Genomic DNA, 10,073 nt, shown 5'->3' on the forward strand with positions numbered 1-10,073 from the left:
CGCGGTCACGCGGATGGCAGGTTGCGCAGATAGTCGGCGAGCCAGTCGATTTCGGCTTCCACGGCGGTGAACCGGTCGGTTTTCCCGGCGTGTGTTGTTTGCGGCACATGGGCCCTCAGATCGGCCATCGCCTGCTCGGCGCGCGTGATCCGTTCCGGATCCGGCGGCGGCTCGCCGCGTTTGCACCCGTCGGCATAGGCGGAAATCGCATCGCAGAGGCGTTCCGCGCCAACGACGGCGGGAAACCACGACGCGGCCTCGCGGCCTGCCGGCGGCGGTTCGGCGCTCAGTTTCTGAAGCTGGGTGCGCAGGTCGGAAAGCTTGCGATAGGCGGCAAACTCCTTTTCTCCGAGGTTTATGCCAACGCTTTCCGCGCCGCTGCCGGAGGCTGCGGCGAGAAAATCCGCGACGGCCTGGTTTGATGCCGCAAAGGCGTTCGCGATCCTGATGCCCTGGGAGCGAGGCCAGATCAGGTAGCCGAAAACGAGCACAATCGCCGCGCCGACCAGGGTGTCGTCAAGCCGCTGAAGGCCATAATGAAATGGCGCCGCGGGGACCGCGATCTCGATCATGAGCAGGACCACGGGGGTGAGCAGCACGACCTTCGCGGCATAGCTGCGCAGCGCCGCCAATGGCTGGAGAGCGGCAAGCACGGCGATGGCGGCGACCAGCCCAAGGCGGTCGGGGATCAGCTTGATCAGCGCCATCCCGATCAGCACGCCGATGACGGTGCCGATGCTGCGGTGGACGGCGCGGACGAACACCGATCCGAAATCAGGTTTCATGATGATGGCGACGGTGATCGGCACCCAATAGGCATGATCGCCGGAGACGAAGCGTCCGGCGATTTCCGCAATGCCGATGCAAAGCGCAAGCCGCAGCGCGGCGTCGATGACCTCGCGCCCGACGATCAGCTTGCGCAGGCCGGTCTGCAACGCGGCGCGCGACAGACGCGGCACGTGGCGGCGGGCGGGATCGGCTGAGCCGCGTTCGAGAGTATTCGTTCGCCAGAGCGTATCGGAGAGCTGGCGGCACAGCCGGGCGAGTTCGCCATCGCCTTCCAGAGAGGGCTGGCGACCATTGGCCTCATGCGCGTTTGCCACGGCCTCCAGCATGTCCGCTGCTGCCTGCCGGGCCTTGGGGTCGCGGTGCGCGCCGATGATCGCCATGGTCAGTTGATGGGCGAGCGACAGCATGTTGGCGCTGCGTGCCATGTCACGCGTGCGGCCGGCGTCGTGACTGCGCTTCTCGATCAGCATGTCATACGCGGCCTTGGTCTGGTCGGTCACGGCGCGGCGAGCGGTCTCGGCGGCGGCGCGGTCCCTGGCGCGTGCCAGATCCGCCAGTGCGCGGATGAGGTTTGCGCGCAATATGCGTTCGGGCCTGTCGTGGTCGGCAACGGCGTCGATGGCGAGCATGGCCGTGACCAGGGCGGCGCCCGCGACGAAACAGGCGCCGACCGCCCATGCCGGCATGCTGCCCGCGGTGCTGGCATGAACGATGGCGAGCACCAGCATGTACAGTGCGCCAGTCGAGAACGCGGCGCCATAGCTGCTGATGATGCCGGAGGCGAGGCCGACAAACATCAGGACGAGAAAGGTCGTCGGGCCGTGACCGGCAATCACCGGTCCGATCAGGCATCCGATGGCGCCGATCGCGGTTGAAATCGCGATCATCCGGAACCGCTCGCGATAGGGGCCGAGCCGGGTCGTGACCTCGGTCAGGAACGCGCCGAGCGCGGCATAGAGAAACGGAGCGATGTCGCCGGAAAGAACGCCGGCGAGCAGCGGCAGCCCGGTGCCGAGTGAAATGCGCAGGCAATGGTGCCATGGTTTGTAGGGCGTCATAAGCGCGAGCTTGCGATACCAACCGGCTTTGAAACCTTGCATAGGCAGTCTTCCTGTCCAACTCGCGGCGCGGGGCCTGGAGCGTTTCGCAGTCAGGTGGAAACGCCTGACGTCCGCGGAACTGCTCGCATGTCGCGGTTTCGGACATTTGGCCGCAACTTTCAAGCGGCGCGCGCCATACACAACCAGCGTTGATGGCACCGATCACCCCCGTTGCCCACCGGCAACACTGTCATGCAATCTCCACGTAATAGTCGATTGACGCTGGTCAAAATTCGGCCGCGGGGGTATAAGCGGCTCCGTTTTCAACGCCGGCAGAGGAGCGACCGCATGATGATTGTCAGCAGCACCGTGTTGCTCCGCGTCCCACCACGTCGGCTCGCGTGACCTTTCACACGCCTCTTATAATTCCTAGATAATCAATCCCAACTGTTGCGGCCCTTATCGTTTGGCCGCTGTTCCAGTCTCCGTCTCGCCCCGTGTCTGTGCGCCCGTGTGCCGCCGTTTTGGGTTTGAGGAGACCTATTGGAGTCCGATCATGTTTCGCTGGTTTGAAACCCGCCTGAATCCGTATCCTACGGAAGTGCCCGACACGCCGCCCAAGGGGCTGTTCCCCTTCCTGTGGCATTATTCCAAGCCGGCAGCGCCCTGGCTTATTCTGATGTCGGTGGTTGCGGCTACGGTCGCCTTTGCGGAAGTCTATCTGTTCCAGTTCCTCGGCGACATCGTCAACTGGCTGTCGACGGCCGACCGCGAGACTTTCCTCGCGGATGAAGGCTGGCACCTGTTCTTCATGGGCGCGCTGGTGCTCGTGGGATTGCCCCTGCTCACGGTATTCTCTTCGCTGCTTATCCATCAGTCGCTGATGCCCAACCTGCCGATGATCGGCCGCTGGCAGATGCATCGCTATGTTCTGCGCCACTCGATGAACTTCTATGCCAACGAGTTCGCCGGGCGGGTTTCGCAGAAGGTGATGCAGACCTCGCTCGCCGTTCGCGAAACGGTGATGAAGACGCTCGATATGTTCGTCTATGTGGTGAGCTATTTCGGGTCGATGATCTTCGTTGTGGCGGCGGCCGACGGGCGTCTGGTGATTCCGCTTCTGGTCTGGCTGGTGATCTACGGCATTTTGCTGTGGTACTTCATTCCGCGCCTCAGGAGGATTTCGGCCGAGCAGGCCGACGCCCGTTCGCTGATGACCGGCCGCGTGGTCGACAGCTACACGAATATCGCCACGGTGAAGCTGTTTTCCCATGCGGGCCGCGAGGAGCAGTTCTCCAAGGAAGGCATGGACGGGTTTCTGGATACCGTTTACCGGCAGATGCGCCGGGTGACCCAGTTCCAGATTCTCGTCTATATCAACAACGCGATCGCTCTGTTCTCGGTTGCGGCACTTGCCATCCATTTCTGGATGCAGGACACGATCACCGTCGGCGCCATTGCCCTGACGCTCGGTCTGGTGATGCGCATCGGCGGCATGTCGCAGTGGATCATGTGGGAAGTGACCGGGCTTTTTGAAAACATCGGCACCGTCTATGACGGCATGGCGATGATGACCAAGAAGCACGAACTCATCGATGTCGAGAACGCGCCGGCCCTGACCGTCACGAAAGGCGAGATCGTCTATGACGATATCTCCTTCCATTACGGCAAGAAGGGCGGTGTGATCGAAGGTCTGTCGCTGACCATCAAGCCGGGCGAAAAGGTCGGTCTCGTCGGCCGCTCCGGCGCGGGCAAGACCACGATGATGAACTTGCTGTTGCGCTTTTTCGATCTGGAGAGCGGGCGGATCACCATCGATGGCCAGGATGTGTCGAAGGTGGCGCAGGACAGCCTCAGGGAGAATATCGGCGTCGTGACGCAGGATACCTCGCTGCTGCACCGCTCGATCCGCGACAACATCGCCTATAGCCGTCCCGGCGCGAGCGACGAGCAGGTGATCGCGGCGGCCAAGCGCGCCAATGCCTGGGAGTTCATCCAGGGATTGAGCGACATGCACGGCCGGACCGGGCTCGAGGCGCATGTCGGCGAACGCGGCGTCAAGCTCTCCGGCGGCCAGCGCCAGCGCATCGCGATCGCGCGCGTGTTCCTGAAGGACGCGCCGATCCTGGTGCTGGACGAGGCGACCTCGGCGCTCGATTCGGAAGTCGAGGCCGCCATCCAGGAAAGCCTGTTCGGGCTGATGGAAGGCAAGACCGTGATCGCGATCGCTCACCGGCTGTCGACGCTGACCGAGATGGACCGGCTGGTCGTGCTCGACAAGGGCGAGATCGTCGAGATGGGCACCCATGAGGAACTCGCCAACGGCCACGGCATCTATGCCGACCTGTGGCGCCGCCAGTCCGGCGGCTTCCTCGGCGGTGACGAAGACCTCATTGCCGACACCGCCGCTGAATAAGATGAGCCGGGCCCGCTGAAAGGCGGGCCCGGTTCGCGTTGAATGGCATTTTCGCGAACGGCGAATCCCTGTAAGGCTCGATCATGATTTTCCGTCGCATTGCCCGCATCTTTGAAAACTGGATCGATCCGCTCGCCGACCGGCCTGTGGAGCAGCCGCCGGCCACGCTGCTCGGATTCACCTGGTTCTATCTGCGGCAGGCGAAATGGCCGTTTTTCACCATGCTGGTGCTCGGCGGCGGCGCTGCGCTGATGGAGACGGCGTCTTTCTGGTTCATGGGCGTGCTGATCAACATTCTCGATGAAACCTCGCGCGAGGCCGGCTGGTCGGGCCTGATGGCGGCCCATGGCTGGGCGCTTATCGGCATGGCCTTTGCCATGATCGTGGTGCGCGCAACCTTGCTGTCGGCGTCGATGCTGGTCGAGGAGCAGACGATCACGCCCGGGTTCCAGAACCTGGTGCGCTGGCAGTCCTACCGCTATGTGGCGCGCCAGTCGCTCACCTTCTTCCAGAATGATTTCGCCGGCCGGATCGTCACCAAGGTCTCGGCCGCCGGCCAGTCGATCGGCGACCTGATGTCCTCGCTCCTGCAGGTCGTCTGGTTCATGGCGATCTACACGATCTCGACCATGGCGCTGGTGGCGGCGCTGGACTGGCGGCTTGCGGCGCTGATCGCGCTGTGGATCGCGATCTTTGCTATCCTGGCGCGGTATTTCGTGCCGCGTATCCGTCACAACGCCAAGGAACTGGCCGAGGTCAACTCGATGATGTCCGGCCGGCTGGTCGATTCGTTTTCCAATATCCTGACGCTGAAACTGTTCGGCAGCGACGAGGGCAATGACACCTATATCCGCCAGGGCTTCCTCCGGCTGATCGCCCAGATCCAGAAGTTCACCCGGCTGATCACCGGGGTGCGGGCAGCGCTCAACCTGCTCTCCGGCGTGATGATCACCGCGATTGCGGCACTTTCCGTCCAGCTCTGGTTCACCAGTGATATTTCCTCCGGCGCGGTCGCCTTCACGCTCGGTCTCGCGCTGAGGCTCTCGATGCTGCTTGGGCGGCTGATGATGCAGCTCAACGGCATCATGCGTGCGATCGGCACGATCCAGAACTCCGCCGAAATGATCGCCCAGCCGATCGGGCTTGTCGACAGACCGGACGCGGCAGAACTGACGGTCAGTCATCCTGAAATCCGCTTCGAGAACGTCGCCTTCGGCTATGACGGGGCGGGTCCGGTGATCCGCAATCTGTCGCTCACGATCGGGGCGGGAGAGAAGGTCGGTATTGTCGGCCGCTCCGGCGCTGGCAAGTCGACGCTGGTGAATCTCCTGCTCAGGTTTTACGACGTCGACGGCGGCCGGATCCTGATCGACGGCCAGAACATTGCCGATGTCACGCAGGAAAGCCTGCGCGCCCATATCGGCATGGTGACGCAGGATACCGGGCTTTTGCACCGCGCCATCCGCGACAATATTCGCTTTGGCTCCCAGGAAGCCGATGACGACAGGCTGTGGGAGGCGGCGGAGCGGGCCGAGGCGGACAGCTTCATCGCCGATCTTTCCGATCTGCGCGGCCGCAAGGGGCTCGATGCCCATGTCGGCGAGCGCGGCGTGAAGCTTTCGGGCGGCCAGCGCCAGCGCATCGCGATTTCGCGCGTGATGCTGAAGAATGCGCCGATCCTGGTGCTCGACGAGGCGACATCGGCGCTTGATTCGGAGGTGGAGGCGGCGATCCAGTCCAATCTGATGAAGCTGATGGAGGGCAAGACCGTGCTGGCGATCGCCCACCGGCTGTCGACGATCGCGGCCCTCGACCGGCTGATCGTGATGGACAAGGGGCGGATCGTGGAACAGGGCACCCATGCCGAACTGATCGAGAAGAAAGGGCTTTACGCCTCGCTGTGGGACCGGCAGTCCGGCGGCTTTCTGCCCTCGTTCGAAGCGGAAGAGTGACACGCCGGCAGGCGTTGATCGGGTCTTCGCCGTTCGCATTTCAGGCCCTTGCGACGGCTTGTCCTTTTGCTTGTGATTGAAATCTGTCAAACACTGGACATCGTTGATGAACATGCATAAAACTTGGCGGATCAAATGGACGCTGCCACGCGCCTTCGCGGGTAGACATGCGGAGGAAGGACGGTCCTCGGTGGCAGCGGCATCAGCTATGGAGGGACAGCGGTGCAAGACGAGATTGTTTCGACGGATCATTCCGGCGAACCGACCCGGCGCGATTTTCTTTATCTGACTACCGGAATGGCCGCAGCCGTCGGGGCCGCGGCGGTCGCCTGGCCGTTTATCGACCAGATGCGACCCGACGCGTCGACCCTTGCGCTATCGACAGTGGAAGTGGATGTATCGAGCCTCGAACCCGGCATGTCGCTGACGGTGAAGTGGCGCGGCAAGCCGGTTTTCATCCGCAATCGCACGGAACAGGAAATCGAGGAGGCCAAGGCCGTCCCGCTTTCCGACCTGAAGGATCCGGAAGCGCGCAACGAGAACCTGCCCTCAGGCTCGCCCGCGACCGACCTCGATCGCTCGGCCGGAGAATCCAAGGAAAACTGGATCGTGATGATCGGTTCCTGCACCCATCTCGGCTGCATACCGCTCGGCCAGGCCGGTGACTTCGGCGGGTGGTTCTGTCCCTGTCATGGCTCGCATTACGATACGGCGGGCCGTATCCGTAAGGGGCCTGCGCCGCAGAACCTCGCCATTCCGCTATACGAATTTACGGCCGATACCGTGATCACGATCGGTTGAGGGGGAGAGACTGTTTCATGAGTGGACACTCAAGCTATGTGCCGTCGAACGGCGTGTCGAAATGGGTGGATTCGCGTCTGCCGCTGCCCCGCATGCTTTACGACAGCTTCGTTTCCTATCCGGTACCGCGTAATCTGAACTACGCCTACACATTCGGCGCCATGCTGTCGGTGATGCTGATCGTTCAGATCGCCACCGGCGTCGTGCTGGCCATGCATTATACCGCCTCCACCGGCGCCGCATTCCTCTCTGTCGAGAAGATCATGCGCGACGTCAACTACGGCTGGCTGCTGCGCTACATGCATGCCAATGGCGCGTCGTTCTTCTTCATCGCCGTTTACCTGCACATTGCGCGCGGGCTTTATTACGGCTCCTACAAGGCGCCGCGCGAAATCCTCTGGATGCTCGGCGTGGTGATCTACCTGCTGATGATGGCAACCGGCTTCATGGGCTATGTTCTGCCCTGGGGGCAGATGTCGTTCTGGGGCGCCACCGTCATCACTGGCTTCTTCACCGCCTTCCCGCTGATCGGCGACTGGGTGCAGCAGCTCCTCCTTGGCGGCTTTGCCGTTGGCGAGCCGACGCTGCAGCGCTTCTTCGCGCTGCACTACCTGCTGCCGTTCATGATCGCCGGCGTCGTGATCCTGCATATCTGGGCGCTGCATGTGACCGGGCAGACCAACCCGACCGGGATCGAGGTCAAGCAGAAGAGCGACACCGTCGCCTTCACGCCCTATGCGACCCTCAAGGATGCGCTCGGCGTGACCGTGTTCCTGATCGTCTACGCCTGGTTCATCTTCTACATGCCGAACTACCTCGGGCATCCGGATAACTACATTCCGGCCGACTCGATGAAGACCCCGTCGCATATCGTTCCGGAATGGTACTATCTGCCGTTCTACGCGATGCTGCGCGCGATCACCTTCAATATCGGCCCGATCGATTCCAAGCTCGGCGGCGTGCTGGTGATGTTCGGCTCGATCCTGATCCTGTTCTTCCTGCCCTGGCTGGATACGTCCAAGGTGCGTTCGGCGGCCTATCGCCCCTGGTACAAGCTGTTCTTCTGGGTGTTCGTCGCCAACGCGATCATGCTCGGCTGGCTCGGCTCGCAGGCGGCCGAAGGCATATTCGTGGTGCTTTCGCAGCTCGGCACGCTCTACTATTTCGGGTTCTTCCTCGTCATCATGCCGGTTCTGGGGCTTATCGAGAAGCCGACCAGGATACCGAATTCCATCACCGAGGCGGTGCTTGAAAAGGAAGCCGCCCGGAAAAAGCCAGCCGGTTCCGGCGTGTGAAGGGCGGGGGAAATATCATGAAGAAACTTGTTACCCGCATCCTGTTCGCAGCGCTGATGACGCCCGTCTGTCTGACGGGCGCCATGGCGGCCGAGGAAGAGGGACATGAAGGCGGCACGCCGCATTATCCGCTGAAGCATCCGCACAACATGGAGTGGAGCTTCTCCGGCCCGCTCGGCACCTATGACCGCGCCCAGCTTCAGCGCGGGCTGAAGGTCTACAAGGATGTCTGCGCGGCCTGTCACTCGATGGACCTCGTTGCCTTCCGCACGCTGACCGATCTTGGTTACTCGGAAGCTCAGGTGAAGACGTTCGCCGCTGAATATGAGATCGAGGCTGGGCCCGACAATGACGGCAACATGTATATGCGGCCGGGCATTCCGTCGGACTATTTCCCGGCGCCGTTCGCCAATGCCGAGCAGGCAGCCGCCTCCAACAATGGTGCTGCCCCGCCCGATCTTTCGCTGATGGCGAAGGCGCGCGGCATCACCCGCGGTTTTCCGACCTTCGTGTTCGACATGTTCACGCAGTATCAGGAAGGCGGACCGGATTACATCTACTCGCTGCTGACCGGCTATGAAGAGCCGCCGGAGGGTGTCGAAATTCCGGCGGGCACGCACTACAACCCGTATTTCGCCAATGCCGCGGCTCTGGCGATGGCCCCGCCGCTTTCCGACGGCATCGTCACCTATGATGACGGCGCGCCGGAGACCGTCGATCAGTATGCCAAGGATATATCGGCATTCCTGATGTGGACGGCGGAGCCCAAGCTCGAGGCGCGCAAGCAGACCGGTCTTACGGTCATGGTCTTTCTTGTGATCCTGACGGTTCTGGTCTACCTGACGAAGAAATCGATCTACGCGCGCAAGCCGCATTGATTTCTCGACGTTTTGCATAAGCAGGAAAAGGCGGCGGCAGCCGCCTTTTTAATGTGTTCGGTCTGGCACGACGAAAGGACCTTTGACAATGAAATCGAACCCCGAACTGGCCGCCGCGATCCGTTCGATCCCGGATTATCCCAAGCCCGGCATCATCTTTCGCGATATCACGACCCTGCTGGGCGATGCCCGCGCCTTTCGCCGGGCCGTGGATGAGCTGGTGCAGCCCTATGTCGGGATGAAGATCGACAAGATCGCCGGGATCGAGGCGCGCGGTTTCATTCTCGGAGGCGCGCTGGCGCACCAGCTATCCGCCGGTTTTGTGCCGATCCGCAAGAAGGGCAAGCTGCCCGACAAGACCGTCTCCATGGCCTATCAGCTCGAATATGGCGAGGACACGATGGAGATGCATGTCGACGCCATCCGGCCCGGCGAGAAGGTGATCCTGTGCGACGACCTGATCGCCACCGGCGGCACCGCGGAAGGCGCGGTCAAGCTGCTGCGCCAGATGGGCGCCGAGATCGTCTCGGCCTGCTTCATCATCGACCTGAAGGACCTGCCGGGCCGCAGGAAGCTCGAGGCGATGGATGTCGAGGTGCGCTCGCTCGTGGAGTATGAGGGGCACTGAAGCGGTTGCGCTTCCTTTTTGAGGAACGCTTGGCGGGGCTGGCGTCACCGCCGGTTCGGCCCGACGCATAAAACCAAACAGATCGGTCTGACTGCTTCTCCCCACGTTCTCCGTCACCCTCGGGCTTGTCCCGAGGGTCTAAGCACCTTTCAAAACGACTGGCGCTTGAGTCAGAGAGCGAGTGGCGATCAGTGTCTTGTTGCCCGCGAACACCGCTCGTGTCGATGCGGGATTAGATCCTCGGGTCAAGCCCGAGGATTGTTTGTTGAAAACG

The 10,073-nt window shown here is 62.2% G+C and carries 7 protein-coding genes; 6 read left to right on the forward strand and 1 reads right to left on the reverse strand.

All coding sequences use genetic code 11. The features are described from left to right. Window positions 1-5: 5 nt before the first annotated feature. Complete coding sequence (locus tag K7H91_RS20200; protein ID WP_230722009.1) at window positions 6-1,889, reverse strand: FUSC family protein; 1,884 nt, start codon at window positions 1,887-1,889, stop codon at window positions 6-8. A gap of 496 nt (window positions 1,890-2,385) precedes the next feature. Between K7H91_RS20200 and K7H91_RS20205 the strand changes: the two genes are divergently transcribed. The 6 genes from K7H91_RS20205 to K7H91_RS20230 all read left to right on the forward strand — a co-directional run bounded on the left by K7H91_RS20205 (window position 2,386) and on the right by K7H91_RS20230 (window position 9,799). Beyond that, a complete protein-coding gene (locus K7H91_RS20205; RefSeq protein ID WP_230722010.1) occupies window positions 2,386-4,245 on the forward strand; it encodes an ABC transporter ATP-binding protein in 1,860 nt (619 codons plus the stop codon). Window positions 4,246-4,328: 83 nt separating this feature from the next. Continuing rightward, window positions 4,329-6,197, forward strand: a complete 1,869-nt coding sequence (locus tag K7H91_RS20210) for an ABC transporter ATP-binding protein (protein WP_230722011.1) — start codon at window positions 4,329-4,331, stop codon at window positions 6,195-6,197. Between the two features lie 222 nt (window positions 6,198-6,419). Then, the gene (gene petA, locus K7H91_RS20215; RefSeq protein ID WP_018066751.1) at window positions 6,420-6,998 is read left to right on the forward strand and encodes a ubiquinol-cytochrome c reductase iron-sulfur subunit; all 579 of its coding nucleotides are present in this window, start codon (window positions 6,420-6,422) and stop codon (window positions 6,996-6,998) included. Window positions 6,999-7,015: 17 nt separating this feature from the next. Then, window positions 7,016-8,293 carry a cytochrome b gene (locus K7H91_RS20220; RefSeq protein ID WP_230722012.1) on the forward strand — a complete coding sequence of 426 codons (1,278 nt, stop codon included), beginning with the start codon at window positions 7,016-7,018 and terminating at the stop codon, window positions 8,291-8,293. Window positions 8,294-8,310: 17 nt separating this feature from the next. After that, on the forward strand, window positions 8,311-9,171 hold the full coding sequence (locus K7H91_RS20225; protein ID WP_230722013.1) for a cytochrome c1: 861 nt from the start codon (window positions 8,311-8,313) through the stop codon (window positions 9,169-9,171). An 88-nt stretch (window positions 9,172-9,259) separates the two neighbouring features. Continuing rightward, window positions 9,260-9,799, forward strand: coding sequence for an adenine phosphoribosyltransferase (locus K7H91_RS20230; RefSeq protein ID WP_419197505.1), 540 nt, complete (start codon window positions 9,260-9,262; stop codon window positions 9,797-9,799). Window positions 9,800-10,073 lie beyond the last annotated feature (274 nt).

It is taken from the genome of Martelella mediterranea (genome assembly GCF_021021415.1).
GTDB lineage: Bacteria > Pseudomonadota > Alphaproteobacteria > Rhizobiales > Rhizobiaceae > Martelella > Martelella mediterranea_C.